Source organism: Tardiphaga sp. 619_E2_N8_4 (assembly GCF_051810905.1).
In the GTDB taxonomy this organism is placed as follows: Bacteria; Pseudomonadota; Alphaproteobacteria; order Rhizobiales; family Xanthobacteraceae; genus Tardiphaga; species Tardiphaga robiniae.
Genome location: NZ_JBPWQJ010000001.1, coordinates 5,555,974 through 5,581,776 on the forward strand (window position 1 = coordinate 5,555,974; position 25,803 = coordinate 5,581,776).

Here is a 25,803-nt window from a genome sequence, read left to right on the forward strand (position 1 = left end):
CATGAGACTATCCGCCGGCATGCCCTCCCGCCTCGGCGCAAGCTGGGACGGACGGGGGACCAACTTTGCCTTGTTCTCTGCAAACGCCACCAAGGTCGAACTATGTCTGTTCGACAGCCAGGGGCGGCGCGAGCTCGAGCGCATCGAACTGCCGGAGTATAACGAGCACGTCTTTCACGGCTATCTCAACGATGTCTCGCCGGGCCAGCTCTATGGCTATCGCGTGCACGGGCCTTATGAACCGGAGCATGGACATCGCTTCAATGCGCACAAGCTGCTGCTCGACCCCTATGCCAAGAAACTGGCCGGGCGTCTCGTCTGGAGCGATGCACATTTCGGCTATCGCACCGGCTCGTCACGCGAGGACCTGTCCTTCGATCGCCGCGACAATGCGCGCGGCATGCCGAAGGCCGTGGTGGTGGACGAAACCTTCAACTGGGGCCGCAAGGAAGCGCGTCCCAGCGTACCCTGGGAAGACACCATCATTTATGAGGCCCATGTCAAAGGCCTGACGCAGACCCGCAAGGACGTACCGCCAGGGCTGCGCGGGACCTATCGCGGACTGTCGTCACCGTCGATGATCGAGCATCTCAAACGGCTTGGCGTCACCACCATCGAGCTGCTGCCGGTGCACAGCTTCGTCGATGACCGGCGTCTGGTTGAGATGAAGCTGGTGAATTACTGGGGTTACAACACCCTCTCCTTCTTCGCACCGGAAGCGCGCTACGGCGCCGACAATCCGCTCGATGCGTTCCGCACAACGGTGGCGCGGCTGCATGATGCGGGCATCGAGGTGATGCTCGACGTGGTCTATAACCACACCGCCGAAGGCAATCATCTCGGCCCGACGCTGAGTTATCGCGGCATCGACAACGCCTCCTATTACTGGCTGATGCCGGACAATCCACGATTCTATGACGACTTCACGGGCTGTGGCAGCTCGATGAACCTTACGCATCCGCGCGTGTTGCAGATGGTGATGGATTCATTGCGCTACTGGGTTGAGGTGTGTCACGTGGATGGCTTTCGTTTTGACCTTGCAACCACGCTGGCGCGCGGGCCGAATGGCTTCGATCGTAATAGCGGTTTCCTCACCGCCATCCGGCAGGACCCTGTCCTCGCGAACGTCAAAATGGTCGCCGAGCCCTGGGATCTCGGCATGGGCGGTTATCAGGTTGGCGCGTTTCCGTCGCAGTGGTCGGAATGGAACGACAAATATCGCAGCGCCATGCGCCGCTACTGGAGCGGCGAAGGCTCGCTGATCGGCGAAGTCTCCAGCCGCATGACCGGTTCGTCCGACGTGTTCAATCATGACGGCCGCAAGCAGCGCGCCGGGATCAACCATGTCACCGTGCATGACGGTTTCCCGCTGGCCGACCTCTTTGCCTATAACGAGAAGCACAACGAAGCCAATGGCGAGGACAATCGCGACGGCTCGTCGGATAACCTCAGCAACAATTTCGGCGTCGAGGGCCCGACCGACGATCCCGAGCTGCTGGCGCTGCGCCGACAGCTGCGCAAGAACCAGCTCGCCTGTCTGTTCCTCGCGCAGGGCGTGCCGCTGCTGCTGGCCGGCGACGAGGTGGGCAACACGCAGGGCGGCAACAACAACGCCTATTGCCAGGACAACGAGATCGGCTGGGTCGGCTGGGACAATCTCGGCCACAAGGACGACGATCTCACCGACTTCATCGGCCATATGGCGCAACTGCGGCAGCGTTTTCCGCAGATCACCACCCAGCGCTGGCTCGACGGCCGCCGCGCGGATGGCAGCTATGGCGTGCTATGGCTGACCCCCTCGGCCGACGAGATGACCGAGACGGACTGGGCGTTTCCCGACGGCCGCTTTCTCTCTTATGTACTCAGCGCTTTCGGCGACAACACCAATCCGATCTTCATCGTGCTGAATGCAGCGCCTGAGGGCATTCCGTTCAAGCTGCCGAAGATGCTGGAATACAAGAACTGGCGGCAGGTACTGAACACCGCCGACGAAAAGCTCTCCATCGCTATCCTGCCCCCCGGCAGCGACATCGATGCGCCACCGCGCTCGGTGCTTGCCTTTGCGGGGACGCCAGCATGAGCGCGCATTCGTTCGGACCACGGCTGACTGAGAAAGGCGCGATCTTCCGCCTCTGGGCGCCGGCTGCGCAACGCGTCGACGTGGTGCTTGGGAATCAATCCCATCCCTTGAAGCACGGCGATGACGGCTGGTTTACCGCGGAGGTCGCAGGTGTCGAGGCTGGCAACACCTATCGCTTCAGGATCGACGGCAAGACCGACGTGCCCGACCCCGGCTCACGCTTTCAGCCGGACGATATCGCCGGCCCTTCCGAAGTGATCAACCACAAGGCCTATCCGTGGCGCGCGACCGACTGGCGCGGGCGGCCGTGGGAAGAGACCGTGCTGATTGAAACCCATGTCGGTACCTTTACGCCGCAGGGCACCTATCGCGCGATGATCGACAAGCTCGATCACCTTGTGGCGACGGGGATCACCGCGCTGGAATTGATGCCGTTGGCCGATTTCGCCGGCAAGCGCAACTGGGGTTATGACGGTGTGCTGTGGTATGCGCCGGACGCGATGTTCGGCCGCCCGGACGATCTGAAGGCGCTGATCGACGAGGCGCATCTGCGTGGGCTGACGGTGTTTCTGGACGTCGTCTATAACCACTTCGGCCCGGAAGGGAATTACATCGGGCAATATGCGCCGTCCTTCTTCGGCGATGCGCATACGCCGTGGGGCTCGGCGATCAACTATCACCTGCCGGAGGTGCGGGCCTACGCGATCGAGAATGCCGTGGCGTGGCTGCGCGACTATCGCTTCGATGGGCTCAGGCTCGATGCCGTGCATGCGATCCCCGAACAGGGCGAGATCCCGATGCTGCACGAGCTGAGCCGCGAGGTCGGCAAGCTAGCCGCCGACACCGGCCGGCTGATCCATCTGGTGCTCGAGAACGACGACAACCGCGCCACTCTGCTCGATCCCGCCACCAACCCGCCGCGCGGCAAATATCGCGCGCAGTGGAACGACGACTATCACCATGCCTGGCACGTGCTGCTCACCGGCGAGGACAAGGGCTATTACAGCGACTACGCACCGAAGCCGCTCGATCATATCGTGCTGGCGCTGGGCTCGGGCTTCGCCTATCAGGGCCAGTCGTCGGCGCATCGTGACGGCGCACCGCGCGGCGAACCATCAGGCGAACTCGCACCGGCGGCCTTCGTGAATTTCCTGCAGAACCACGACCAGATCGGAAATCGTGCGCTTGGCGATCGGCTGGAGACCTTGGCCAAGCCCGAGGCCATCGAAGCTGCGCTGGCCGTTACATTGCTGGCGCCGATGGTGCCGATGCTGTTTCAGGGCGAGGAATGGGGCTCGAAAGTGCCGTTTCCGTTCTTCTGCGATTTCGAGGGCGATCTCGCCAATGCCGTACGTAATGGCCGCAAGAAGGAATTCGCCAGCGCGTACGAAAAGTATGGCGACGAGATTCCCGATCCGCTGGACGAGAGCTCGTTCCGCTCGGCCTTCGTCGATTGGGACAATCGCGAAACGACCACGGGCAAGACGCGGCTGACGCTGGTTCGCGAGCTGCTCGCATTGCGCAAGCAGCATATCGTGCCGCGCCTCGCTGGCGCACGGTTCGGCCAGGCTGAGGCGAGCGACGACGGTTTGCTCACGGCCTTCTGGACAATGGGTGACGGCAGCAGGCTGCATCTCACGGCCAATCTTTCCGACAAGGCCGTCAACGCAGCACCGCCGAGCACAGGTACAACAATTTTGGGCAACACTACCACCGGCGTGGGGACGCCGTGGTCCGTCGTATGGCGGATCGGAGATAGATAATGGCTCCTGCGATTCCCGTCGCGACCTACCGTATTCAACTCACCAAGGATTTCGATTTCGATGCCACCGCGGGCATCGTCCCCTATCTGAAGGCGCTTGGCATCACCCATCTCTATGCCTCACCCTTCATGAAATCGCGCGCGGGCTCGACCCATGGCTATGACATTGTCGATCACACCAAGCTCAATCCAGAACTCGGCGGCGACGAAGGTTTCGAGCGCCTGAGTGCCGCGCTGAAGGCCAGTGATATCGGCCTGATCCTCGACTTTGTGCCCAATCATGTGGGCGTGCATTTCGCAGACAATCCGTGGTGGCTCGACGTGCTGGAATGGGGACAGGCCTCGCCGCACGCCGTCTCCTTCGACATCGACTGGGACACCCTGCCCTATCGCGCACGCGGCGGTCTGCTGCTACCGATCATCGGTAGCTCTTATGGCCAGGCACTGGACAACGGCGAGATCGAGCTGAAATACGACGCCGAGGAAGGCAGCTTCTCGGCCTGGTATTTCGAACATAGGCTGCCGATCGCGCCGGAGCGCTACAGCGAGATGCTGCGCACCATCGTCAAGGAAGCCGACGCCGGCAACACGCCAGCCGGCCGCGCAATCCTGACACTGGCTGCCAGGCACAAGGGCCTCCGCCATCCCAACCGGCGGGAAGCGCCGGCTTTCAAGCAGCAGCTGGCGTCGATCGACGGCGCTACCGAGGTTATCACGCGCGGCCTCGACGCCTATCGCGCCGGGCTGGATCGGCCCGCCCAGATTCAGGCCATGCACATGCTGCTGGAGCGCCAGCACTACAAGCTCGGTCAGTGGCGCCTGGCATCAAGCGAGATCAACTACCGCCGCTTCTTCGACGTCAATACGCTGGCTGGTCTGCGTATCGAGGACGCCGATACGTTCGAGGCGATCCATTCGCTGGTCAAACGGCTGATTGCCGAAGACAAGCTGCAGGGGTTGCGGCTGGACCACATCGACGGCCTTCACGATCCCTCGCAATATTTCCAACGGCTGCGCCGGCTGATCCGCGAGGCGCATGGCAACAGCACCAAACCGTTCTATGTCGTGGTCGAGAAGATTCTCGGTGAGCACGAGAAGCTGGTGCCCTTCGCCGGCGTACATGGCACCACCGGCTATGAATGGCTCAATGTGATCACGCAGGTGCTGGTCGAAGAAAAAGGCCTGGAACCACTGGGCGAAACCTGGCGACAGGTGAGCAACGTCTCGCCGAAATTCGAACCACAACTGGTGGAAGCCAAGCGCCGCGTGCTCGATACGCTGCTGCTCAGCGAATTCACCGTGCTGACGCGTCTGCTGGCACGGATCGCCAACGGGCATTATTCGACGCGCGACTTCTCCGCCGACACACTGCGTCAGGCTTTCGAACTCTACGTGCTGCATTTTCCAGTCTATCGCACCTATCTCTCCACCGCCGGTCCATCTGCCCTCGACCGACAACTGATCGCCACGACCATCGAGAAAGCTCGCGCCGACTGGTTCGGCGCCGATGAAGGCTTGTTCGACTTCTTGCGCGACGCTCTGACGCTGGACCTGCTGAAACCCGGCCGCCCCGCGCATAGCAAGCCGCGGGTGCGACGCTTTGCATTGAAGGTGCAGCAGTTCACCGGGCCGACGATGGCGAAGTCGCTCGAAGACACCGCCTTCTATCGCTATCATCGCCTGCTGGCGTTCAACGAAGTTGGCGGCGAGCCGGCAGCGGAAGCGATACCTTTCGCCACGTTCCACGAGATAATGATCACACGCGCGCTCGAGCGGCCGCATGGCATGACTTCGACGGCCACCCACGATACCAAGCGCGGCGAGGATGCCCGCGCGCGTTTGCTGGCGCTGGCCGAAATGCCCGGTGAATGGGCCAGTGCTGTCAGCCGCTGGAAGTTGCTGAACGCGCCGCATCTGATTGTTGACGGCGAAATGCGCGCGCCCTCAGCAGCGTTTGAGTATATGTTATACCAGGCGCTTATCGGCGCATGGCCGCTCGGCGGGCAGGACAATTCCTTCCTCGAGCGGATGCAGGCCTATGCGCTGAAGGCGGCGCGCGAGGGCAAGCAGGAAACGAGCTGGCTCAACCCCAACGACACCTATGAGAAGGGTCTGCGCACCTTTCTGGAGCGCATTCTCGACCCGGCCCAGTCGCCGGAATTTCTTGCAGCGCTTGAGACCTTTGCCAAACGCACATCGCTGATCGGCGCGTTGAATTCACTCAGCCAGATCACGCTGAAAGCGACCATTCCCGGCATGCCGGACTTCTATCAGGGCACCGAATTCTGGGATTTCTCGCTGGTCGATCCCGATAACCGCCGCCCGGTGGATTTCGCCGAACGCGCGAAAGTGCTGAAGGCACTGCAGCAACCGGATTGGGCGGCACTGGCGCAGCACTGGGATGATGGCCACATCAAGCTCGCCTGGACGCGCGAGCTTTTGAAACGCCGCACCGAGATGGCAGCCGTCTTCACCGATGGCGATTACGAACCACTTGAAGTGACCGGACCTCATGCCGCGCACATCATCGCCTTTGCTCGGCGGCATCAGCGCGACGCGGCAATCGTCGTGATCCCACGCGCTTTTTCCGAAGCGACACAAGGCGGGCGGCATTGGCCGGAGGCGACGGCCTTCGACGCGACAGTGATCGCGCCCGGCTACCTCGTTGAAGGCTCTGCGCAGAAGAACGGCGCGATCCAGCTCTCCGTTGCCAAGCTCTTCAGGCAGATTCCGATGGCGATCGTGAAGGCACATGCCGCGCCGAAACGCATTCGTTCGACGCGTTTGCGATAGCACACACGACAAGGCCGCCCGGGATCAACGGCCGGACGGCCTGGCGGATGTCGTGCCGACTCGAGAAAGGTCGGTTCCCTTCCTCCGCGTGCTCAAAGCTTTTCATCAAATTGTTTGCGAGTGGTTTACGATCAAACTCGCGTGCGCTGCACTATCGCACGGCATTTTTATGTTGCGCAGCAGCAGACATTGAAGATGCGTGAGATTTTCTGCACCCCGCAATCGCCGCTTCAACTCTTTTTCGTGAGCAGCAGATTTCCGCGCGATTTGATCGCTGCCTGCGCCACTTCTGCGAAACGCTGCAGCAACCAGGGCAGCAGCACTTCGACGGTGACATGATCCTCGGCCACATCGACATGACCGGACGCCGCCTGCCCCATGGCACGAACGCGGAAGATCATCCGGTCGCCGTCCCAGCGCTCCTCGTCAACTTTCAACATTGGTACATTAGTTGTTGCCCGTGTCAGTCCTGTCTTGAGCCGGCGCGCAGCTTCCTCGCGGCCGAGACTGTGCGGGATGGAAACGACGAGCGGTGCAGACATCTCATGATCCTTTGTTAGCTCACACGGATGTAAGCGCGATTTCGCCCGACGGTAGTCGTAATCAAAGTTTCACTCATGGAACCTTGGGGATGCCTGCGCGTTTTTATCGCATGAAGGCAGCAGGCTTGTCCGTCTGCCAGGCTGAGGAGAAATCCATGTCCATTGGTACTATCATTCTGATCATTCTGATTATCGCCTTGCTTGGTGGTTTCAGCGGTATCGGCGGCGGTCCGTTCTACGGCACCGGCTATTACGGCGGCGGCGGTCTCGGGCTCATCGTGGTAATTCTGCTGATCCTCCTGCTGCTTGGTAAGCTGTAAGAGCGGATATTGATTTCAAGGCGCGCGATCCGGAAGGATCGCGCGCTTTTCCATGTGCGTACGCTCTCACCGTCATCACCCGCGAAAGCGAGTGATGACGGTGAGAGTCATTTCATTTTCCCGATCGCCGACTTGATCGACGACGCAGCATCCTCGTAACCCGCCCACGCCTTGCTCTTCGCCATTAGCGACGGGACGCTGCGCACAGTGAAATTCTTCGGATCCAGATCTTTGCGCAGCTGTGGCCATGTCAGCGGCATCGACACCGTGGCCCCCTTTCGCGCCCGCGGCGACAACACCGAGACCGCAGTCGACATCCGGTCGTTGCGCAGATAATCGAGGAAAATCTTTCCACCGCGCAGCTTCTTCGACATGTTTAGCAGGTAGCGCTCGGGTTCATCACTTGCCATCTGCTGGCACACGGCCTGCGCAAAACTCTTCGCCGTTTTCCAGTCGACCTTGTCCTTCGCGCCGTGCAGCAGCGGTGCCACCACATGCAGGCCCTTGCCGCCGGTCGTCTTGCAGAAACTCTCCATGCCGAGGCTCGAGAGCCGTTCGCGCATCTCGCGTGCCGCATCCATAACGGCAATGAACTCCACATCAGGCGCCGGGTCGAGATCGAACACCAGACGCCCCGGTGTATCCGGCGCATCCGGCGCGCAATTCCACGGATGCAGTTCGAGCCCGCCGATCTGCGCGACGGCCGCAAGACCCTCGACGCGATCGATCTGCAGGTAAGGCTTGCGGTCACCGGAGACTTTCACGAGTTCGAGCAGGTTCGATGTCCCCGGCATTGCGTGGCGCTGGAAGAACTGCTGCCCGTCGATGCCATCGGGCGCGCGCACGATCGAACATGGGCGACCCTTGAGATAATCCATCATCCAGTCGCCGACGGCTTCGAAATACGCCGCGAGATCGCGTTTGGTGACCGGTTCGCCATCGCCAGCATCCGGCCATAGCTCCTTGTCAGGCTTGGAGATCGCCACGCCCATCACGACCGCAGAGCCTGTTGCGGCCTTTGCAGGCGGGGCTTTTTTCGTGGAGGTTTTCGCTACCTTCTTCACACCGCGCTTCGGCTTCGGTTCGACGAGCGCGGTCTTCTTAGGAGTCTCGGCCTCGACCTCATCGGCCGGCTTGTCCTGCCGTAGCCCCTTGAACGACGCCTGACGCACCATGCCGGCGCCGGTGAAGCCAGCGAATTCGATCTCGGCCACCAGTTCGGGCTTGAGCCAGTGCACGTCCCGACCACCCGGTGGCGTCTCCTTGCCGCCGAACGGGCTCGTCTTCGCCGCTGCTTTCTTCAGCGCCGGCATGATGCGCGTGACCTTGTCCTGGCCGAAGCCGGTGCCGACGATCCCGACATAGGTTAGATGATCGCCCCTGTTGACGCCGACCATCAGCGAACGGAATTTCCCCGCATTGCTCTTCCATCCGCCGATCACGACCTCATGGCCGGCCCGGCACTTGGCCTTGGTCCAGTGTTGCGAACGGCCGGACATATAGGGCTCCGACAGCTTCTTAGAGACGATGCCTTCCAGCGACAGTTTGCAGGCCGACTGCAGAATGGCGTCACCACCGGTCTCGAAATGATCGACATAGCGAATGAGGCTTTCCTTGCGACGGCCGCGGGCTTTGTCGAGCAGCGTCTTGAGCCGCTCCTTGCGTTCGCTAAGCGACAGCTTGCGCAGGTCTTCGCCATCCGCAAACAGCAGGTCGAACACGAAGAAGATCAGCGTATCGGTCTCGCCATCCGACAGCGCCGCCTGCAGCGCCGCGAAATCCGGCGCGCCATGGGCATCGAGGCCGACAATCTCGCCATCGATGATCGCATCCGACAGTCCGGTGGCTTCCTTGGCGATGGCCTGAAACTTATCGGTCCAGTCGAGCCCCTTGCGTGTCTTCAGCGTGGCCTCGCCGTCTTCGACGCGGAGCTGCACGCGATAGCCGTCGAACTTGATCTCATGCGCCCAGCCATCCGCGGAGGGCGGCCGATCCACGATGGTGCAAAGTTGGGGTGCCACGAAGCCGGGCATCTTTGTGACCTTGACCGGCTTCACGGAGGTTCTGGCTGCCTTTTTTGTCACGGCGCTCTTTGCTGCAATCTTCTTGGTCGCACGCTTGCCGACATCCGCCTTGGTCTTCACACCCTTCTTCGCACGCGCGTCAGCAGCACTGCCCTCGCTGGAATCCCAGATAGCATCGGGTTTGATCTTCGCCGTTTTGGCTATCATGAACGGTTTCGGCGCCTTCCCTTTTCCTGAGGCGATGGCGCTCATGCTGCGGCCGGACGCCACTGACTTGTCATCGTCGAGGATGGTGTTGGCCTTGCCCTCCTTCACGAAGTCGTCGCGATGCTTGATCAGCAACCAGTTGGTGCGCTTGCCGCCATTGCGGTCATGCTTCATGCGCACCAGCACGAAGCCGCCATGCAGCTTCTCGCCGTCCAGCGTGAATTTCAGGTCGCCCTTCTTGAGGCCCTTGTCCGGATCGTCGCTCTCCCAATAGCCACGGTCCCAGAGCTGCACGGTGCCGCCGCCATATTGTCCCCGGGGAATCGTGCCTTCGAAATCGCCGTAATCCAGCGGATGGTCCTCGACCTCGACAGCGAGGCGCTTGTCGGCGGGGTCCATCGACGGCCCGCGCGTGACGGCCCAGGACTTGAACACCCCGTCCATCTCCAGCCGCAGATCGTAATGAAGCCGCGTGGCATCGTGTTTCTGGATCACGAAGCGGCGGCGCTTCGCCGGCGCGACCACGATCTGGCCGGAGGGCTCCTTGGTGAGCGCGAAATCGCGTTTCCGGCGGTAGATCTGAAGCTGCTTGTCGGTCACACCGTCCCCCAACTCACCGCATTGGGCGCATGATCCGGCCCGGAACCAAAACCGGCAACTGCCGTTGAAGTTCCTGGAAATCCACGCCAGCGCAATACTTTGCGGCCTGCGCGCTTCATTTGTAGATCGAGTTGGAGGACGAGTATGGCCCCGCCCCGCGCCTATTGGAAAGGCTCTCTCAAGCTGTCGCTCGTCACCTGCCCGGTGGTGCTGTATCCGGCCGCGACCTCGATCGAGAAGACCAAATTCCACATGATCAACCGCGAGACCGGCAACCGGCTGAAACAGCAGATGGTGGATGCCGAGACCGGCGATGTCGTGGAGAAGGAGCAGAAGGGCCGCGGCTACGAGATCAGCAAGGGCGAATATGTCGAGATCGAGAAGGAAGAGCTCGAGGCCGTGCAGATCGAGAGCAACCACACCATCGACATCGACAATTTCGTGCCGCGCGACGAGATCGACAGGCGCTATCTGAACAATCCCTATTACATCGCGCCCGACGGCAAGGCCGGTGCCGATGCGTTCGCCGTGATCCGCGATGCCATGAAGGACAAGGACCGCGTAGCGCTGGCGCGCATCGTGCTCACCAATCGCGAACACATCATCGCCATCGAGCCGCTCGGCAAGGGGCTGCTCGGGACTACGCTGCGCTTCCCCTATGAGGTGCGCGACGAGGAGGACTATTTCGACGATATCAAGAGCCCGAAGATCTCCAAGGACATGATCGACCTTGCGGTGCATATCCTCGACAGCAAGGCGTCGCATTTCGATCCCAGCAAGTTCAAGGATGAATATGAGACCGCGCTGAAGACGCTGGTGAAGCGCAAGGCTGCGGGCAAGCCGGTGAAGGTCGTCGAGAAGGAGGAGAAGCCGGACAACGTCATCAACCTCATGGATGCGCTGAAGGCGAGCCTCAAGGGTGGCAAGGGCAAATCGACCAAACGCGCTTCGTCGTCACGACCGCATGTAGCACGCAAGCGTCCGGCCAAGAAGGCCGCGCGGTCATCGGCGCGACATCGCAAGGCAAGCTGAGCGCATGAAGATTTTGGGAATGATCATAGGCATCGCGTTGATGCCGACCGTGGCAGCGCAGACGCAGCAGCTACAGACAAGGGAATGCAACGCCTCGAATATCGCCTTCGTCGCCGAAGCCATCGCCAAGATGGCCGAAGGCAAGCAAAAGAAGACCGCTTCCGACGAGATCGGCCTGGCCAGCGAAGCAATGGCGGAGGGCAAGGACGATGAATGTAAGGACCACCTGCTGAAGGCGACGCTGCAGACGAAGTGAGGCGATGCCGCTTCGGTCGAAACTGTCATGGCCGGGCTTGTCCCGGCCGTCTACGTCTTTTCTCCCGCCAAGATGTGGATGCCCGGGACAAGCCCCGGGCATGACGAAGATTGGTTCATATGCGTCGATCAACGTACATCGGCGCAGCCTCAGGCCTTCGTCGACTTCCGGGATTTTTTGGCCGCTTTCTTTTTCCCCGCCGTCTTCTTGCTGGCTTTCTTCACCGTCTTTTTCTTCGGCGCCTTCGGCACTTTCTTGCCCTCCGCGCGAGCCTCGGATAGGCCGATGGCAATCGCCTGCTTCTTGCTGGTGACCTTCTTGCCCGAGCCGCCGCTTCGCAATGTACCGGCCTTGCGCTTCTTCATGGCCCGCGCGACCTTCGCGGTGGCCTTCTTGGAATATTTCGCCATTCCATGCTCCCGTTGTGATCGAAACGATCAATCGTCGCTGCGGGTGATGGTTCCACGCGGACGATTGGCGAACGAACGCACTTATGAAATCCCTATAACGCGGCACCGCCGCTCATCTCGTTTTCAAACGGGCAGCCGATCATCTTGCAGCCATTCGCTCAAGCGAATGAACTGGAGACTGCAAGTGATCACCATCGAACCTCCCTCGTGTAGCTCATCCCTCGTTTTCATCGGCAAGAACGGCCGCGGCCAGTGGGTCGCGCAGGAGCAAAACGGCCTATTCGGCGGGTTGTTTGTCAGCCGCGCGAATGCCGTGCGTTATGCTCTGTTCGAGAACGGCCATCGCCCCGAAGCTATCATCGAGACGGCGGGCCTCATCGAACTCGATATGAACGCCCTGCCTTTCACGGCAGCAACCTCTGTCGAACGGTTACAACAACGGCGCGTCGCCTGAGCTACCCGCCATGTCCACAGTTGCTCTTCGGGCTCATGCCCTCCCGCAAGCTCATGCCTCCCATCACGCCAACGACTGGCTGCACGGCATCATCGCCGATGTGCCGACGCCGTTCGACACGCATGGCGCGCTCGATCTCGTCACTTTCGCACGCCTGTGCGAGCGACAGGTCTGTGCCGGCGCTAGTGCCATCGTGGTCGGCGCGACCACCGGCGAAGCCGACACGCTCGCCTCGAACGAGCGCGCCACGCTGATCCGCACTGCCGCCGGCGTCGCCCGCGGGCGCATCCACGTCATTGCCGGCGCGGGATCGAACTGCACCAGCCGCGCCATTGAATCGACGCGGCTGGCATGGGCCGCCGGCGCCGATGCCGTCATGTCGGTCGTGCCGTATTACAATCGCCCGACGGCAGATGGCATCGCAGCGCATTTCCGTGCGATCCTGGAGGCGACATTGCTGCCGGTCATTGTGCATGACGCACCGTCGCGTTGTGCCCGTGAGCTGACCGACGACACGCTCATCGGCCTCGCCGCCTCGCCACGATTGATAGGCCTGCGCGACGACACCGGCGATGCCGGACGGCTCGCGCGATTGCGGCCGCTGCTGCCGGCGGGTTTCCGGATGCTGACGGGACAGGACACCGCAGCCCTGCCCTATCTGCTGCTCGGCGGCGACGGCGTTGTCTCCGCGATGGCCAATGTGGCGCCGCAGCTCTGCCGCGGCATGTATTACGCGGCCCGCCAGGGATGCCCGCGCTATGCGACGACCATCTCCGACATGCTGGCGCCGCTCGCAGCAGCTCTGCCGCCGGACCAGGTCACATCGGCAGTGAAATATGCATTGACCTTGCGGGGCCTGGGGAGTGCCGCCGTGCGCCTGCCGCTGACCGAGCTTACAGATGCCGAGCAGCAGCAGGTACACACCGCGATGGACGCGATCTGGGCGCAGCCCGACGACGCGCCGCCCCTGCGCCGCGCCCGCTAGGATTGGGGGCCCGCGCGCTCGTTCTTCTCACGACATTTCGGGCCGGGTCCGCGCATATAATGCGCAGCCGGCCGATAGACAGCAGGTCCAATGACAAAACGCCATAGCCGGGCGAGAACGCCCGGCATGATGGTCGCATAGGAGGCGATACGCGCGAACAGCGCTGCAGAACGGTCTTCCCTCATGGCACGCTCCGGCGATCCGGAAGCACCGGCGTATCGGCGGCGCGCACACGGACGCGCGCCAGTTCACGCCGCGCGCGGCGCATCTTGTCGGCCACCAGGGCCATGTGGATGGCGGCGAAGAAGCCCTTGATGTGGTTACGCGTCAGCCTGATGGTTACGCAAAGCCGTTTCCATTGGATATCGCCCGAGTGATGGACGATCGGCGGCTGATTGCGGCTGATGAGGTAGCTGCGATAGGCGCTGTCGGCCGAGAAATCGTGCAGCTGCGTATCGCGATTGTAGAACATCGTCATGGTCGTTGTCCGTCTTCTCAAATCCCTGGCGCATGAGCGCGTCGGGATGGTGAGAAGATGCGGACATCGCCATATGAAATCGAGACGGGCAGCCGCGCCTGTTCATAGGCGCGGCATAAAGATCAGGAGGCTGGAACTGCCGGAAAGACCAGCGCTCGCTCAGCTCTTGGCCATGCAGTCTTCGATGTAGAACCAGCGATCGTCGCCGGCGAGACCCTTGACCTTGACGTCCTTGCGGCAGGCCTTGAGCTTGCCCTTGTTGGCGCTCCACTTCGCCTTCATGTCCTTCAGACTCTGCTTGTTCAGCTTCATCTTGGCGGGCGCAGCAGGGGTTGCCGGCGTCGCAGGCGCCTGTGCCGAAGCAACGCCCATTGAAGTCACAACGAACAGTGCGGCCAAGAGGCCCGTAGTGATGCGTGTCATCGTTATCCCCGAATGTGCTTGTTTTGAAGATTGTTCGTCAGATGTAAAATGGGACCGGAAGCTTTCGCTGCCGGTCCCGCGCAGGTTTTACTGGAAGATGCGCGCGGCGCTCTGCAGCGTCAGCCAGACACCCCAGCACAGCGGGACACCGACAAAAGCCCAGAAGGCAATGGCTGCTCCGTCGAAACCGCCCTTGCCAATGCCATAGGAGCCTCCGCCGGCCGACGCCGCCTCGGCGCCCTTGGCCTGCAACTTCGCGACTTCCTCCGGCTTCATGAACCAATGCGGCGCCAGTGGCTTCACCAGCATGTTGCAGATCAGTCCCAGCACCAGCATGCCGGCGAGGATGTACATCGTGAAGTCATAGACCTGCGCCCGCGGCACGCCGGCGGCGATCTGGAATTCACGGATGTAGTTCACCACCACCGGACCGACGATGCCCGCAGTCGCCCAGGCCGTCAGCAACCGGCCGTGGATCGCACCCACGAACTGGGTGCCGAAGATATCGGCCAGATAGGCCGGGATGGTCGCGAAGCCGCCGCCATACATCGAGAGGATGATGCCGAAGGCCAGCACGAACAGAACCTTGCTGCCCATCGCTGCGAAGGTCGGCACCAGTGCATAGAGCACGATACCGAGGATGAAGAACGTGTAGTAGGTGTTCTTGCGGCCGAGCTTGTCCGACAAAGACGCCCAGAAGAAGCGGCCGCCGATGTTGAACAGCGAGATCAGACCCGCGAAGCCAGCTGCGATGCCGGCAATCGCAGTCTTCTGCGCTGCTGAGAGCTGGCTGAAGGAGAGATCCGGCGCGCCGATCAGCTTGCCCGCGAAGATTTCCTGCAGCATCGGCGAGGCCATGCCGATGACGCCGATGCCCGCCGACACGTTCAGGCAGAGCACGCCCCAGATCAGCCAGAACTGCTTGGTCTTGTGCGCATTGTCGAGATGCACGTGGCCGGTGGTGATCATCGCATTCGCCGTAGCCGGCGGGGTCCAGCCTTCCGGCTTCCAGTTCGGTGGCGTGATGCGATAGGAGAACGCGCCAATGGTCATGAACACGAAGTAGATGACGCCCATGGCCAGGAAGGTCTGCCAGACGCCGACATCGGTCGGAGTCTTGAAATAATTCATCAAGAGGTTAGCCAGCGGCGAGCCGATCATCGCACCGCCGCCGAAGCCCATGATGGCCATGCCCGTCGCCATGCCGCGACGATCCGGAAACCACTTCACCAGCGTCGATACCGGCGAGATGTAGCCAAGACCGAGACCAACGCCGCCGATCACGCCGGAGCCGATCCACAGCAGCCAGAGCTGATGCGTGTAGACGCCGATCGAACCGAGCACGAGGCCGCCGCACCAGCACATCGCCGACACGAAGCCCGCCTTGCGCGGCCCGACGCGCTCGAGCCAGCCGCCCCAGATGGCGGCGGAGACGCCGAGCAGCACGAAGAACAGCGTGTACATCCAGCCGAGGCTGGCGACCTTCCAATTACAGGTGGTGGTGAACAGCTCGGTGGCGAGGCTCATGCCCTCGCACACTTCCTTCGAGGCAGGTGTCGTGATTGCTTGCGACAGCGGCAGCCAGAACACGCTGAAGCCGTAGGCCATGCCGATACAGAGATGAATACAGAGTGCAGCAGGTGGAACCAGCCACCGGTTGAAGCCGGCGGTCGCAATGATGCGTTCGCGTTCCAGCAATCCTGGCTTGGTGCCAGACAGTGTTCCGGCGTTGCCCACACTTGTCATGAAAGTTCTCCCCTGCAGCCGCCCCTTCTGAGCCGGTCTGCGATTTGAAAAAGTCGCTTCGTCAATTCCCCTGCGGTGCGCGGACAAAGATTCACGCACGCTCGCACTTTAGAACAGGGCCAGAAGCGACTGCGGGAGTCGATAGTCCAAAGGTATCAGGAGCGAAAATTTATCAATGATTTCCACTGCATCGCAGCAATTCAATCGCGATTTGCAATCGCAGCATTTCGTTTTTCGATGAAGAAAATGATCACATCGCCGCTGCGTTTGGAGGCTTCGATCTGATCGCCGCTTTGCTGAATCAACGCAGGGATGTCGATCACCGCGAGGGGGTCCGTGCAGTGGACTTCGAGGCGGTCGCCGACCGACAGTGCCTTCATCGCCTTGCGCGTCATCAGCGCCGGCAACGGGCATTTCAATCCGGTCAGGTCGAGCTTGGTCACGGGCATCGCGCGGTTCCACTTGGTGCAACTGCGTTATATCGGGCTGGCGTCAAATGTCATATGCAGCGGTATGGCGATGACGAACACATATCCGGCCACGCTGGGCGTGCTTCTCGCCGGCGGTCTCGCGCGCCGGATGGGCGGCGGCGACAAGCCGATGCGTGAGATTGGTGGCCGCAGCATCCTGGCCCGCGTGATCGCACGCATCGCGCCGCAATGCGACGGACTGGTGCTGAACGCCAATGGCGATCCCGCGCGGTTCGCGTCCTTTGCCCTCCCCGTAATCGCCGACGACGTTGCGGATTTCCCTGGCCCCCTCGCCGGCATTCTCGCAGGTCTGGAATGGACAGCCGCCAACCGACCAGATGTCACGTGGATGCTGAGTGCCGCCGGCGACTGCCCGTTCCTGCCGCGCGATCTCGTCACCCGCTTGCATCAGGCCCGCATCGCGGAGAATGTGCAGCTTGCTGTTGCCTCGTCCGCAGGACAGTCGCACCCCGTCGTCGGCTTGTGGGATATCTCCCTGCGCCATGAGTTACGGCACGCGCTCGTCAACGAGGACATCCGCAAGGTCGGCCGCTGGACGTCCCGCTACAGACTCGCAACCGTGGAATGGCCGACTGATCCTATTGATCCGTTCTTCAATGCCAATACGATGGACGACATCGCCGAAGCCGAACGGCTTGCATTGCTGGATGACTAGTTCCCAAGCCTCCGTCATGGCCGGACTTGTTCCGGCCATCCACGCCTTGACCGCGAACAAGAAAGACGTGGATGCCCGGGACAAGCCCGGGCATGACGACTGTGAATTTGTGACTTTGCATCTTCTTGGCGCTAGTCTCGCTTCCATCACGCGGCCGAAGTGTCGCGATATATGGGAGAAACTTTATGCGCGGTACTTCGCTGTCCGTGATCTCAAGCATTGCACTTGCTCTCCTCGCCTCAACCGCCTCGGCCCAGGTTTCCGACGACGTCGTCAAGATCGGCGTGCTCACCGACATGAACGGTCCGGCCTCGACGCCCTCCGGCCAGGGTTCGGTGACGGCCGCGCAAATGGCCGTGGATGATTTCGGCGACAGCGTGCTCGGCAAGCCGATCAGCATCATCATCGGCGATCATCAGTTGAAGCCCGATATCGGCGCCAGTCTCGCGCGGCGCTGGTACGATGTCGATCAGGTCGATCTCATCGTCGATGTGCCGGTCTCAGCCGTCGGCCTCGCCGTGCAGAACGTCGCCAACGACCGCAAGCGGCTGTTCATCACCCATTCGACCGGCGCCGCGGACTTCCATGGCAAGTTCTGCTCGCCCTATACCATGCAATGGGTGTTCGACACCCGCGCCCTTGCCGTCGGCACCGCGCAGGAAGTGGTGAAGCGCGGCGGCGACAGCTGGTTCTTCATCACCGACGATTTCGCCTTCGGTCATGCGCTGGAGCGCGATGCATCTGCCGTCGTCACCAAGACTGGCGGCAAGGTGATTGGCTCTGTACGGCCGCCATTCGGCGCATCGGACCTGTCGTCCTTCGTGCTGCAGGCGCAGGCCTCGAAGGCCAAGATCATCGGCATCGCCGGCGGACCGCCGAACAATATCAACGAGATCAAGACCGCTGGCGAATTCGGCGTGTTCAAAGGCGGCCAGCAGATGGCCGCGCTGCTGGCGCTGATCACCGACATCGACTCGCTGGGACTGCAGACGGCGCAGGGTCTGCTGCTGACCACCGCCTTCTACTGGGACATGGACGACAAGACCCGCGCCTGGTCGAAGCGCTTCTTCGAAAAGACCAAGCGCATGCCCACCATGTGGCAGGCCGGCGTCTATTCCTCGACCATGGTCTATCTCAACGCCATCAAGGAAGCAGGCACCGACGAGCCACTCAAAGTCGCCGCCAAGATGCGCGAGAAGCCGATCGAGGATTTCTTCGCGCGCAACGGCAGACTGCGCGAGGACGGGTTGATGGTGCACGACCTGATGCTGGTGCAGGTCAAGTCGCCGGAAGAGTCCAAATATCCGTGGGACTACTACAAGATCCTCGCGAAGATTTCCGGAGAGGAAGCATTCGGACCGCCTGATCCGGCGTGTGCTTTGGGGAAGAAATAGCAGAAGAGAAACTATCGGTGGCGCTCCACCTTCCCTCTCCCCTTGCGGGAGAGGGTGGCCGCGCGAAGCGCGGACGGGAGAGGGGTAGCAGCAAAGCGCGGTGCCCGTGCGCGCCCTCTCCCGTCTGCGCGCCTTTCGGCGCGCATCCCCCCTCTCCTGCCTAGCGCAGCTACGCTGCGCGGGGGAAAGGGGAAGAAAGAACGGCTACTTCACCAACCCAATTTCCCGATAGTACTTCAGCACCCCCGGATGGATCAGCGCCACATCCGGCGCCGCCGCGACCGTATTGCTCGCTGTCGTCTCCTTCGCCTGTGCAAGCCGCGCGCCGAGCGTGGCCTCGGCGCCGTGCAGCGTCTTCGCGAGACGATAGGCGACCTCATCCGGCAGCGTTTCGCGCGCGAGGATGTAGCTCCACGAGCCCACCGACGCGATCGGCATCGGCTGGTTCGGATAGCTGTTGGCGCCCACCAGCATCGGCTTGAGGAAGGCGTGCTTGGCGCGGATCTGCGCGATCTCCGCCGCATCGGGCGCAATGAAGCGCGCGCCGCCGGGGCTTTCGCTCATCGCCTTGAAGCCGGGCCAGCCGAGGCCTGCGCCCCATAATGCGGCCACGCGGCCGTCCTGCACCATCGCCGGACCGTCGCCCGCGCGGTCGAGATAGACCGCCTGAAAATCCTTGTCCTGATCGAGGCCGATCCCGTCCAGCACATAGCGCGACAGGAACACGAGGCCGGAGCCCTTGGCACCGAAGGCGATCGGCTTGCCGACAAGATCGCGGATCGTTTTGTAAGGACTGTCGGCGCGGACCACGAACATGCCCGGATTGGAATACAGCGCCGTGATGATCTTCAGCTTCGTCGGCGCCCGGCCGATGCCCTTGAAGGCCTCGTAAGCGGGCTCGCCGGCCACCAAAGCGAGATCGAGCTGGCCGGCTTCGAGCAACGGGATGTTCTCGGTCGAGCCTTTGGTGTTGCGCGTCGCCAGCGTCAGTGACGGATCAGCCTTGTTCATGACCTCGGCAAAGGCGTCGCCATAGAGCGGGAAGCCGCCGCCGGGCGTCGCCGTCCCGAGACTCAAGCTGAGAGGGGTGGTGGTCGACATCGGCTTGGCTCCCTCCTGCGCAATGGCCGTCGTGACAGTCAGGAATGCTGCGCAAAGAAGCGGCATCATTTTCATGGGGCACCTCGACGTCGATCCGCCTGCATCGTTCGACCAAGCTTGTAGGCAAAATCCGATTTCTATGAAAGCATGGAGGTAACGGGTGGCAAGCCCGATCGAACGACGTCGCGCATCAGCGCTGCGATTTTCATGTCTGGGAGGAACTATGATCGCTTTTCTGCGTGCTGCTGTGCTGTATCTCGTCGGCTTCGCCAGCCTCGCCACGACAACCCTCCCCGCCTCTGCCGCCGGCTATCCCGATCGCCCCGTGCGCTGGCTGATCGGCTTCGCTGCCGGTGGCCCCGTCGATATCGTGGCGCGCATCATGGCGCAGTGGCTGTCGGATCATTTCGGCCAGCAATTCGTCGTGGAAAACCGCGCTGGATCGGGCGGCAATCTGGCCGCCGCCGCGGCTGTCACCTCTGCGCCGGACGGCTATACGTTGCTGTTCGTCGCGCCGAACAACGCAATCTCGGCCTCGCTCTACAAGAAGCTGCCTTACGATTTCATCCGCGACACCGTGCCTGTCGCCAGCATCATGCAGCTCACCAATATGCTGGTGGTGTCGAATGGCATGCCCGTGAAAACGGTCCAGGAGTTCATCGACTACTGCAAGGCCAATCCCGGCAAGATCTCCTATGCGTCCTCGGGCAATGGCACCTCGGTGCATATGTCGGCCGAATTGTTCAAGGCGATGACCAAATGCGACATGATCCACGTGCCCTATCGCGGCTCGGCGATCGCCTTCCCTGACATCATCTCCAACAAGGTGCAGTTGATCTTCGACAACCTGCCCACGGCGCTCGAACAGTCGCGGGGCGGCACCGTCCGCGCGCTCGGCGTCACCTCGCCGCAACGCTGGCCCATCGTGCCGGATGTCCCGGCCATTGCCGAGACCGTGCCAGGCTTCGAGTCCATCGGCTTCTATGGCATCTCCGCGCCGAAGGGCACGCCGCCGGAGGTGATTGCCACCCTCAACAAGGCTGTGGGCGAAGCGCTGAAGGATCCGAAGCTGATCGCACGGCTCGCCGAGACCGGCGGCGTGCCGAAGCCGATGACGCCCGAGGAATTCGGCAAACTGGTTGCCGCCGAAACCGAGAAATGGCGCAAGGTGGTGGAATTCGCGGGCGTCTCGGTCGACTGAGCCAGGGGCGATTGATCCGGGGGCGATTCATCCGGGGGCGACTGAGCTAGACGCTCACCGCGACCATGGCGGGCAGCAGCTCAGAACTGCTGACCGCCCCGGCGACCAGATAGGCGAAGCCCAGCAAAGCCAGGAAGCCGAGGAAGAAAAGCGCAAAGAAGATGATCGAGAGCTTCTTGGCGAAAGCCGAGATGTTGGTGAGGCCGAGGCCGCCGGCAATCAGGGAAATGATCAGACAGATGACAGCCCAGCGAAACACCCGCGCCTCCCGACGTTGAAATTGCGCAGACAAACGCCACCGCCTGGCCAAAGTTCCGCCCCCGGGAACGCGGCATTGCCGACAGGCGATGGCCGATATAAGGAATGCCTGCACCGCCGTCCCCGGTTCTCGCACCCGCTGGACGCCGGCGGGGCCTGTAGCTCAATGGTTAGAGCCGACCGCTCATAACGGTCTGGTTGCAGGTTCGAGTCCTGCCGGGCCCACCAGTGATTTGGTGTTTTGTGCCAAGACTTTGCGCCTGCAATCTCGCGCGGTCGGGATGAACTGCATCGTCGCTTCAGTATAGTCAGTATAGCCATACGCTAGCTCAGCATCGTTGATCGCCCGGCTCCTGCCCCTGGCTTTGAAATCGCATCTCGGAGTCGCCCAGCGCATCCAGGACGGTGATCGCGCGCTTGATCACGGCCTTCAGGGCGACGTGCAGTTGCTGCGTGTCATGCCGGCACCCATTGCGTATTGCCGGCTCTGTGGCACGATGAAGCGAATTTCAGCAGTCGGTTTGTGTACAAATGATCTTTGAACCAATTCGATTGATGCCTGAGGCGCCCGGGCAAACCCCGGCGAGGAACCGCACGATCTTTTCTCTCCTGGCGGCGGTTAGATGGGTCCAGCGTTACGTTGACAGCGAAGCCAAGACAACGCCGCGGTGGACGAAGCTGATCGCTGTTCTTGATGAGGCGACTGTCGGGAAAATTGAGCCGCCCGACGTTCGAACCGCGCTCCATGTCGCTTTGATGGCTGAAGGATGGGCGATGCCAGACGAGCTTGAGCAACCAGATATATTCACGTCTGGCCGAGCGGATTCCCCGTAACATCAGCCGGGATCCACTGGTAGCGGCGCCACCTTCAAGTGGACGCCGGTATCTGTCATAGTGCAGGCTTTACTGCTCGGAGAACGCTCATGTTGTTCCCTGTCGGTAGTCGATGGCTCGCAGCGATTCTTGCGCTGACATTTTGCACCAGCGCGAGCGCCGGCGATGTGCTCCTCGAAAATGTTCGAATCTTCGACGGGAGAAGCGCCACTCTTTCCGCTCCGTCGAATGTGCTGATCAAGGGCAACCTCATCGAGCGTATTTCCACGGCACCGATAGCAGCCGCAGACGCTCAGCGTGTTGCAGGAAACGGGCATACGCTGATGCCTGGCCTGATCGACAATCATTGGCATACGATGTTGATACGGGTGACGCCGGCACAGGCTTTCGGTGACGTCGGCTACAACAATCTGCTGGCCGGCAGCGAAGCGACTGACACGCTGATGCGCGGCTTCACCACTGTTCGCGATGTTGGCGGGCCGGTGTTCGGCCTCAAGCGTGCCATCGACGAGGGCATCGTCAAGGGCCCGCGCATCTATCCGTCTGGCGCCATGATCACTATCACGAGCGGGCATGGGGATTTCCGGCAGCTAACCGATCTGCCACGCACGATCGGCGGCATGCTCACCCGCATGGAGCAGGTCGGTGGCGCGATCGTCGCCGACAGCCCTGACGAGGTGCGTCTGCGCGCGCGCGAGCAACTCATGCAGGGCGCCTCCCAGGTCAAGTTGACGGCGGGCGGCGGCGTGTCGTCACCCTTCAGTCCGGTCGACGTGACCACTTTCACCGAAGCCGAACTACGCGCCGCCGTTGAAGCGGCCGAGAATTGGGGCACATATGTCGCCGCGCATGCCTTTACTCCGGCGGCGATCCAGAGAGCCGTTGCCGCTGGCGTGAAGTGCATCGAACACGGCATGCTGATGGACGAGGCAACCGCCAGGCTGCTTGCCGAGAAGGACATCTGGTTGAGCTTGCAGCCCCTCCCCGAGGGCTTGAGGCTTGGCTTTCCCGAAGGTTCAGTCCAGCGGGCCAAGGCGGATGAGGTCTGGCCCGGCATAGCCAGGTCCTACGAGTTTGCCAAGAAGTACAAGATCAAGACGGCGTGGGGCACCGACGTGCTGTTCTCGCGCGCGCTCGCGCAGCAACAGGGGGCAATTCTGGCCTCGCTCACGCGCTGGTACACGCCCGCCGAAGCGCTGGTCATGGCGACATCGACAAACGCCGAACTGCTGGCACTGTCCGGCAAGCGCAATCCCTATCCCGGCAAGCTCGGCGTCGTGGAACAGGGCGCGCTCGCGGATTTACTGCTTGTCGACGGCAATCCGCTGGACAACATCAACCTGATTGCCGATCCCGCGAATAACCTCAAAATCATCATGAAAGACGGCGTCATCTACAAGAACACTTTGAGCAAGTGAGTCTATGCGCAACCTCCTCTTTCTTGCCGTCATAATGATCGGCCTCGCATCGCCTGTCCGTGCTGCGGACGATGTAGCGGCGGCGCAAAAGATCATCAGCTCCCAAGCCGATGCGCTGGCGCGCGACGATGCTGTGACTGCCTATGGATTCGCGGCCCCCGGCATCCAGAGCATTTTCACCGATCCCGACAGCTTCATGGACATGGTACGCAACGCCTATGCGCCCATCTATCGCCATCGCAGCTTCGAATTCACCGAGAGCAATACGTCCGGTGGCACCATCGAGCAGAAGGTCCATATCGTCGATGCCGATGGTGTGCCGTGGGATGCGCTCTACACGCTGGAGCCGCAGCCGGATGGTAGCCTGAAGATCAGCGGCTGCATGTTGCTGAAAGTCGGCCAGGCTGTGTGACACCTCACAGCGGCATTCACATTCGCACCTCACATCATCTATAATAGGTCCTGCACGTGTCTCGTCCTACGGTTGCTTCCCGGGTGAATTTGTTGCGGTACCTGTCCCTCAGCACACTGTCTCCCATTGTCCTGGGCAGCCTGTTGGCGTGCGGGGTGTCGACCATCGCGATGACTGACACGCGTCGCCTATCCCTGATGCCCGATCCGCGCGGCGAGTTCATTCGGCTCTGCGCGCCCTTCATGGTGTCGCGCTATGCGCATCCCGAAGCGATCTGCGACTGCGTCCGCACCGCGCTGATCAGCGAGATCGGCGATCGCGATATTCTCGACGCGATCCTGTACGGGGTCACCGAGCGCGGCGTCCCCACGCTGAACGAGAACTGGCTGCCGCCGGACAAACGAAGCTTGATCCCGCGGACCATGACGGCGATTGCCGAGCCGACGCTGGACTGCATGTTCGGTAGCGGCCCGGCCAAACGCGCGCTCGAAAACGTACCGATCGATGGATTTCCGGCGATGCCGCCGGTGCAGGATCTGACGCCTTAGGCGACCGATGCGCCCGAGGAGAAAATCAACCTGCGGCGCGCCCGCAGCATCAGCGCCGTGATGATGGTGACGTTGAGCGCATTCCAGGCGAGGCCGTTCATGAACGCTGCCGCGTAGGAGCCCGTGGCGTCGAAGATGACGCCCGACATCCAGCCGCCAAGTGACATGCCTCCTACCGTGCCCAATATGACAATGCCGACACGCGTAGCCGCCTGCGATGCGGGCATTGCCTCGCGGATGATGATGGCATAGGCCGGCACCAGACCGCCCTGGAACAGGCCGAACATCGCCGAGATGATGTAAAGCGAAGCCAGGCTGTCGAAGAACAAATAGAACAGCAGTGCGAATCCCTGCAGCAACGAGCCAATAAGCAGTGTGCGAATGCCACCGATACGATCGGCCAGAAAACCCGAGCCAACACGGCTGACAATCCCGCAGGCCAGCATCAGCGACAACATCTCGGCGCCGCGCGTCACGCCGTAGCCGAGATCCCCGCAATAAGCGACGATATGCACCTGCGGCATCGCCATGGCGACACAGCAACCGATGCCGGCCACGAAGAGAAGCGTCGTCAGCGTGTTGTTGCTGAGCTGGAGATCGACTTTGGGCGGCGGCGCATTGACGTGACTACGTCGTGTGACCGTGCCCATCTGCGCGCGCAGAACCACAAGCATCAGGAGCATCAGGACGGTTGTGACGACCCCGACACTGATATGCGTCGAGCGCCAACCAAAAGTCAGAATGCCCCAGCTGACAATCGGCGGCCAGAGCGTGCCGCCGATATAGCTGCCGGTTGCAGCGACAGTCACCGCGATGCCGCGCCGGCGTTCGAACCAGTGCGACGCTTCCGCCATCAGCGGCCCGAAGGTCGCCGACGACCCTGCGCCGATCACCACGTGAATAAGATTGAACTGCCAGAGCGCCCTGGACTGCGACGCGAGAAGATAACCGGCGCCCATCAGCACCGTCGCAAGCGCAATGGTGGCCACGATGCCGAACCGGTCGGTCAGCTTGCCGGCGACCACGCCACCGAGGCCGAAACCGACCATGGTCAGGGTGAAGGCCAGCGACGCCGCGCCGCGGCTGGCGGCGAAATCGGCCTGCACGGCCGGGAGCGCCACCACCACCGACCACATGCCCACTGACCCCAGTGAGCCGATGATCAGGGCAAGCGACAGCCGGATCCAGGCCTGACGGGAGTCAGGCAGGAACGGCATCGAATCTGAAGTGGGGGTCGCGATGGTCACGGCGGCAACATCCTCGGCGTGTGCCCACGGGTCAAGCGATATGCCGAAGGATTAGGCATGCAGAAACAGTGCAACAGACCGTTTCGGCCAAAACTGGCTCCGGGCTTGTGGCAAAGCCGCTCAGTAACGCCT

The 25,803-nt window shown here is 61.8% G+C and carries 25 protein-coding genes and 1 tRNA gene; 15 read left to right on the plus strand and 11 right to left on the minus strand.

The window, feature by feature from the left end:
* The first annotated feature begins 1 nt into the window (after position 1).
* Genes glgX through treY form a run of 3 tightly spaced genes read left to right on the plus strand, consistent with a single transcriptional unit; the run spans position 2 to position 6,635 of the window.
* Complete coding sequence (glgX, locus tag AB8A23_RS26485; RefSeq protein WP_439057623.1) at positions 2 to 2,080, plus strand: glycogen debranching protein GlgX; 2,079 nt, start codon at positions 2 to 4, stop codon at positions 2,078 to 2,080.
* On the plus strand, positions 2,077 to 3,843 hold the full coding sequence (gene treZ / locus AB8A23_RS26490) for a malto-oligosyltrehalose trehalohydrolase (protein ID WP_439057622.1): 1,767 nt from the start codon (positions 2,077 to 2,079) through the stop codon (positions 3,841 to 3,843). Before glgX ends, treZ begins: the two co-directional genes overlap by 4 nt.
* Positions 3,843 to 6,635 (plus strand): malto-oligosyltrehalose synthase, encoded by a 2,793-nt coding sequence (gene treY / locus AB8A23_RS26495; RefSeq protein WP_439057621.1) that lies wholly within the window; start codon positions 3,843 to 3,845, stop codon positions 6,633 to 6,635. The genes treZ and treY overlap by 1 nt, the downstream gene beginning before the upstream one ends.
* A gap of 230 nt (positions 6,636 to 6,865) precedes the next feature.
* Here treY and AB8A23_RS26500 read toward each other — a convergent pair whose 3' ends face one another.
* Positions 6,866 to 7,177, minus strand: a complete 312-nt coding sequence (locus tag AB8A23_RS26500) for a polyhydroxyalkanoic acid system family protein (protein WP_439057620.1) — start codon at positions 7,175 to 7,177, stop codon at positions 6,866 to 6,868.
* 155 nt (positions 7,178 to 7,332) lie between these two features.
* Between AB8A23_RS26500 and AB8A23_RS26505 the strand changes: the two genes are divergently transcribed.
* The gene (locus AB8A23_RS26505; protein WP_081422059.1) at positions 7,333 to 7,497 is read left to right on the plus strand and encodes a DUF3309 family protein; all 165 of its coding nucleotides are present in this window, start codon (positions 7,333 to 7,335) and stop codon (positions 7,495 to 7,497) included.
* Positions 7,498 to 7,604: 107 nt separating this feature from the next.
* Here the strand turns inward: AB8A23_RS26505 and ligD are convergent, their stop codons facing one another.
* Entirely contained in the window at positions 7,605 to 10,328 is a 2,724-nt protein-coding gene (gene ligD, locus AB8A23_RS26510; protein WP_439057619.1) for a DNA ligase D, read from the minus strand.
* 144 nt (positions 10,329 to 10,472) lie between these two features.
* Between ligD and AB8A23_RS26515 the strand changes: the two genes are divergently transcribed.
* Positions 10,473 to 11,360, plus strand: coding sequence for a Ku protein (locus tag AB8A23_RS26515; RefSeq protein WP_439057618.1), 888 nt, complete (start codon positions 10,473 to 10,475; stop codon positions 11,358 to 11,360).
* A gap of 19 nt (positions 11,361 to 11,379) precedes the next feature.
* Positions 11,380 to 11,616 carry a hypothetical protein gene (locus AB8A23_RS26520; protein ID WP_439057617.1) on the plus strand — a complete coding sequence of 79 codons (237 nt, stop codon included), beginning with the start codon at positions 11,380 to 11,382 and terminating at the stop codon, positions 11,614 to 11,616.
* A gap of 149 nt (positions 11,617 to 11,765) precedes the next feature.
* Here the strand turns inward: AB8A23_RS26520 and AB8A23_RS26525 are convergent, their stop codons facing one another.
* The gene (locus tag AB8A23_RS26525) at positions 11,766 to 12,026 is read right to left on the minus strand and encodes a DUF6496 domain-containing protein (RefSeq protein ID WP_439057616.1); all 261 of its coding nucleotides are present in this window, start codon (positions 12,024 to 12,026) and stop codon (positions 11,766 to 11,768) included.
* A gap of 184 nt (positions 12,027 to 12,210) precedes the next feature.
* Here AB8A23_RS26525 and AB8A23_RS26530 point away from each other — a divergent pair, with 184 nt between their 5' ends.
* Together AB8A23_RS26530 and dapA are read left to right on the plus strand one after the other, a co-directional pair.
* A complete protein-coding gene (locus AB8A23_RS26530) occupies positions 12,211 to 12,480 on the plus strand; it encodes a hypothetical protein (RefSeq protein WP_120289267.1) in 270 nt (89 codons plus the stop codon).
* A 10-nt stretch (positions 12,481 to 12,490) separates the two neighbouring features.
* Positions 12,491 to 13,465, plus strand: a complete 975-nt coding sequence (dapA, locus tag AB8A23_RS26535; RefSeq protein WP_439057615.1) for a 4-hydroxy-tetrahydrodipicolinate synthase — start codon at positions 12,491 to 12,493, stop codon at positions 13,463 to 13,465.
* On the opposite strand, the gene AB8A23_RS26540 is transcribed toward dapA, so the two are convergent.
* The 5 genes from AB8A23_RS26540 to AB8A23_RS26560 form a co-directional block, all read right to left on the minus strand.
* Positions 13,462 to 13,650, minus strand: a complete 189-nt coding sequence (locus tag AB8A23_RS26540) for a hypothetical protein (RefSeq protein WP_439057614.1) — start codon at positions 13,648 to 13,650, stop codon at positions 13,462 to 13,464. The genes dapA and AB8A23_RS26540 overlap by 4 nt on opposite strands.
* Positions 13,647 to 13,943, minus strand: coding sequence for a hypothetical protein (locus tag AB8A23_RS26545; protein ID WP_439057613.1), 297 nt, complete (start codon positions 13,941 to 13,943; stop codon positions 13,647 to 13,649). The genes AB8A23_RS26540 and AB8A23_RS26545 overlap by 4 nt, the downstream gene beginning before the upstream one ends.
* Before the next feature lie 159 nt (positions 13,944 to 14,102).
* Positions 14,103 to 14,366 (minus strand): hypothetical protein, encoded by a 264-nt coding sequence (locus AB8A23_RS26550; protein WP_089267466.1) that lies wholly within the window; start codon positions 14,364 to 14,366, stop codon positions 14,103 to 14,105.
* 87 nt (positions 14,367 to 14,453) lie between these two features.
* Positions 14,454 to 16,112, minus strand: a complete 1,659-nt coding sequence (locus AB8A23_RS26555) for an OFA family MFS transporter (RefSeq protein WP_175367285.1) — start codon at positions 16,110 to 16,112, stop codon at positions 14,454 to 14,456.
* Between the two features lie 200 nt (positions 16,113 to 16,312).
* Complete coding sequence (locus tag AB8A23_RS26560; RefSeq protein WP_439057612.1) at positions 16,313 to 16,561, minus strand: sulfurtransferase TusA family protein; 249 nt, start codon at positions 16,559 to 16,561, stop codon at positions 16,313 to 16,315.
* A 70-nt stretch (positions 16,562 to 16,631) separates the two neighbouring features.
* Between AB8A23_RS26560 and mobA the strand changes: the two genes are divergently transcribed.
* Complete coding sequence (gene mobA, locus AB8A23_RS26565) at positions 16,632 to 17,258, plus strand: molybdenum cofactor guanylyltransferase MobA (protein ID WP_439057611.1); 627 nt, start codon at positions 16,632 to 16,634, stop codon at positions 17,256 to 17,258.
* Between the two features lie 185 nt (positions 17,259 to 17,443).
* The gene (locus tag AB8A23_RS26570) at positions 17,444 to 18,652 is read left to right on the plus strand and encodes an ABC transporter substrate-binding protein (protein ID WP_439057610.1); all 1,209 of its coding nucleotides are present in this window, start codon (positions 17,444 to 17,446) and stop codon (positions 18,650 to 18,652) included.
* 204 nt (positions 18,653 to 18,856) lie between these two features.
* On the opposite strand, the gene AB8A23_RS26575 is transcribed toward AB8A23_RS26570, so the two are convergent.
* Positions 18,857 to 19,828: a TAXI family TRAP transporter solute-binding subunit gene (locus AB8A23_RS26575; protein ID WP_439057609.1), complete on the minus strand. Its 972-nt coding sequence runs from the start codon at positions 19,826 to 19,828 to the stop codon at positions 18,857 to 18,859.
* A gap of 148 nt (positions 19,829 to 19,976) precedes the next feature.
* On the opposite strand from AB8A23_RS26575, the gene AB8A23_RS26580 reads away from it, so the two are divergent.
* Complete coding sequence (locus tag AB8A23_RS26580) at positions 19,977 to 20,954, plus strand: Bug family tripartite tricarboxylate transporter substrate binding protein (RefSeq protein ID WP_439057608.1); 978 nt, start codon at positions 19,977 to 19,979, stop codon at positions 20,952 to 20,954.
* Between the two features lie 46 nt (positions 20,955 to 21,000).
* On the opposite strand, the gene AB8A23_RS26585 is transcribed toward AB8A23_RS26580, so the two are convergent.
* Positions 21,001 to 21,213, minus strand: coding sequence for a DUF1328 domain-containing protein (locus AB8A23_RS26585; RefSeq protein WP_093760748.1), 213 nt, complete (start codon positions 21,211 to 21,213; stop codon positions 21,001 to 21,003).
* Positions 21,214 to 21,364: 151 nt separating this feature from the next.
* Between AB8A23_RS26585 and AB8A23_RS26590 the strand changes: the two genes are divergently transcribed.
* The 4 genes from AB8A23_RS26590 to AB8A23_RS26605 all read left to right on the plus strand — a co-directional run bounded on the left by AB8A23_RS26590 (position 21,365) and on the right by AB8A23_RS26605 (position 24,424).
* Positions 21,365 to 21,440: transfer RNA gene (locus AB8A23_RS26590), tRNA-Ile, on the plus strand.
* A 695-nt stretch (positions 21,441 to 22,135) separates the two neighbouring features.
* Positions 22,136 to 23,464: an amidohydrolase family protein gene (locus AB8A23_RS26595; RefSeq protein ID WP_439057607.1), complete on the plus strand. Its 1,329-nt coding sequence runs from the start codon at positions 22,136 to 22,138 to the stop codon at positions 23,462 to 23,464.
* 4 nt (positions 23,465 to 23,468) lie between these two features.
* Positions 23,469 to 23,876: a DUF4864 domain-containing protein gene (locus AB8A23_RS26600; protein WP_439057606.1), complete on the plus strand. Its 408-nt coding sequence runs from the start codon at positions 23,469 to 23,471 to the stop codon at positions 23,874 to 23,876.
* 170 nt (positions 23,877 to 24,046) lie between these two features.
* Positions 24,047 to 24,424 carry a hypothetical protein gene (locus AB8A23_RS26605; RefSeq protein WP_139285952.1) on the plus strand — a complete coding sequence of 126 codons (378 nt, stop codon included), beginning with the start codon at positions 24,047 to 24,049 and terminating at the stop codon, positions 24,422 to 24,424.
* Here the strand turns inward: AB8A23_RS26605 and AB8A23_RS26610 are convergent.
* Positions 24,421 to 25,641, minus strand: a complete 1,221-nt coding sequence (locus tag AB8A23_RS26610) for an MFS transporter (protein ID WP_439060448.1) — start codon at positions 25,639 to 25,641, stop codon at positions 24,421 to 24,423. The two genes, AB8A23_RS26605 and AB8A23_RS26610, sit on opposite strands and share 4 nt — an antisense overlap.
* Positions 25,642 to 25,803 lie beyond the last annotated feature (162 nt).

What these genes read in the sequence shown, in the direction of transcription:
- glgX (WP_439057623.1), top strand. Translation starts at nt 2, where the DNA reads ATGAGACTATCCGCCGGCATGCCCTCCCGCCTCGGCGCAAGCTGGGAC.
- treZ (WP_439057622.1), top strand. Translation starts at nt 2,077, where the DNA reads ATGAGCGCGCATTCGTTCGGACCACGGCTGACTGAGAAAGGCGCGATC.
- treY (WP_439057621.1), top strand. Translation starts at nt 3,843, where the DNA reads ATGGCTCCTGCGATTCCCGTCGCGACCTACCGTATTCAACTCACCAAG.
- AB8A23_RS26500 (WP_439057620.1), bottom strand. Translation starts at nt 7,177, where the DNA reads ATGTCTGCACCGCTCGTCGTTTCCATCCCGCACAGTCTCGGCCGCGAG.
- AB8A23_RS26505 (WP_081422059.1), top strand. Translation starts at nt 7,333, where the DNA reads ATGTCCATTGGTACTATCATTCTGATCATTCTGATTATCGCCTTGCTT.
- AB8A23_RS26515 (WP_439057618.1), top strand. Translation starts at nt 10,473, where the DNA reads ATGGCCCCGCCCCGCGCCTATTGGAAAGGCTCTCTCAAGCTGTCGCTC.
- AB8A23_RS26520 (WP_439057617.1), top strand. Translation starts at nt 11,380, where the DNA reads ATGATCATAGGCATCGCGTTGATGCCGACCGTGGCAGCGCAGACGCAG.
- AB8A23_RS26525 (WP_439057616.1), bottom strand. Translation starts at nt 12,026, where the DNA reads ATGGCGAAATATTCCAAGAAGGCCACCGCGAAGGTCGCGCGGGCCATG.
- dapA (WP_439057615.1), top strand. Translation starts at nt 12,491, where the DNA reads ATGTCCACAGTTGCTCTTCGGGCTCATGCCCTCCCGCAAGCTCATGCC.
- AB8A23_RS26540 (WP_439057614.1), bottom strand. Translation starts at nt 13,650, where the DNA reads ATGAGGGAAGACCGTTCTGCAGCGCTGTTCGCGCGTATCGCCTCCTAT.
- AB8A23_RS26545 (WP_439057613.1), bottom strand. Translation starts at nt 13,943, where the DNA reads ATGACGATGTTCTACAATCGCGATACGCAGCTGCACGATTTCTCGGCC.
- AB8A23_RS26550 (WP_089267466.1), bottom strand. Translation starts at nt 14,366, where the DNA reads ATGACACGCATCACTACGGGCCTCTTGGCCGCACTGTTCGTTGTGACT.
- AB8A23_RS26555 (WP_175367285.1), bottom strand. Translation starts at nt 16,112, where the DNA reads ATGACAAGTGTGGGCAACGCCGGAACACTGTCTGGCACCAAGCCAGGA.
- AB8A23_RS26560 (WP_439057612.1), bottom strand. Translation starts at nt 16,561, where the DNA reads ATGCCCGTGACCAAGCTCGACCTGACCGGATTGAAATGCCCGTTGCCG.
- mobA (WP_439057611.1), top strand. Translation starts at nt 16,632, where the DNA reads ATGACGAACACATATCCGGCCACGCTGGGCGTGCTTCTCGCCGGCGGT.
- AB8A23_RS26570 (WP_439057610.1), top strand. Translation starts at nt 17,444, where the DNA reads ATGCGCGGTACTTCGCTGTCCGTGATCTCAAGCATTGCACTTGCTCTC.
- AB8A23_RS26575 (WP_439057609.1), bottom strand. Translation starts at nt 19,828, where the DNA reads ATGAAAATGATGCCGCTTCTTTGCGCAGCATTCCTGACTGTCACGACG.
- AB8A23_RS26580 (WP_439057608.1), top strand. Translation starts at nt 19,977, where the DNA reads ATGATCGCTTTTCTGCGTGCTGCTGTGCTGTATCTCGTCGGCTTCGCC.
- AB8A23_RS26595 (WP_439057607.1), top strand. Translation starts at nt 22,136, where the DNA reads ATGTTGTTCCCTGTCGGTAGTCGATGGCTCGCAGCGATTCTTGCGCTG.
- AB8A23_RS26600 (WP_439057606.1), top strand. Translation starts at nt 23,469, where the DNA reads ATGCGCAACCTCCTCTTTCTTGCCGTCATAATGATCGGCCTCGCATCG.
- AB8A23_RS26605 (WP_139285952.1), top strand. Translation starts at nt 24,047, where the DNA reads ATGACTGACACGCGTCGCCTATCCCTGATGCCCGATCCGCGCGGCGAG.
- AB8A23_RS26610 (WP_439060448.1), bottom strand. Translation starts at nt 25,641, where the DNA reads ATGCCGTTCCTGCCTGACTCCCGTCAGGCCTGGATCCGGCTGTCGCTT.